The 436-nt window shown below is 73.2% G+C and carries 1 protein-coding gene; it reads right to left on the bottom strand.

Features of this window, described 5'->3' with window-relative positions:
* Positions 1 to 20 precede the first annotated feature (20 nt).
* A partial coding sequence (locus tag G3I71_RS47910) for a DinB family protein (protein ID WP_203733178.1) occupies positions 21 to 436 on the bottom strand: 416 nt, incomplete at its 5' end.

Genomic DNA, 436 nt, shown 5'->3' with positions numbered 1-436 from the left:
GGTCGGTCGTCAGGTGGTCGTCAGGTGGTCGTGCGCGACTCGAGCACGTGCAGGTCGCGCAGCGCGTAGCGCAGGTGCTCCCACTCCTCCTCGAGGATCGTGTGCAGGCACGACAGCACGGTCTCGGGGTGCTCGGGCGCCCAGGGGTTGCGGCGCGCACTCGTCAGGTCCGCGGCGGTGACGGTCACGAGGTGCTCCCGCACGAGTCGCTGACGGTCCGCGCGGGCCGCCAGCACGCCGGCGTACGCGGGTGTGCCCGGGTCGAAGACCGTCGGGTCGTGGCCGTCGGCCGCGTACTCGACGTTGGGCTGGCCGATCGGGTGGTAGGGGTCGTCGACCTCCAGGACGGCGCGTCGCAGCCACGTGTCGGTGGCCATGACGAGGCGGCGCAGCGCCTTCGGGCGAAAGCCCGCCCGGTACCGACCGGACCACCGGT

Source organism: Streptomyces sp. SID12501 (genome assembly GCF_010550245.1).
GTDB lineage: Bacteria > Actinomycetota > Actinomycetes > Streptomycetales > Streptomycetaceae > Streptomyces.
Note: the sequence above shows the minus strand (reverse complement) of the source record. Positions and strands in the feature narration are given on the sequence as shown.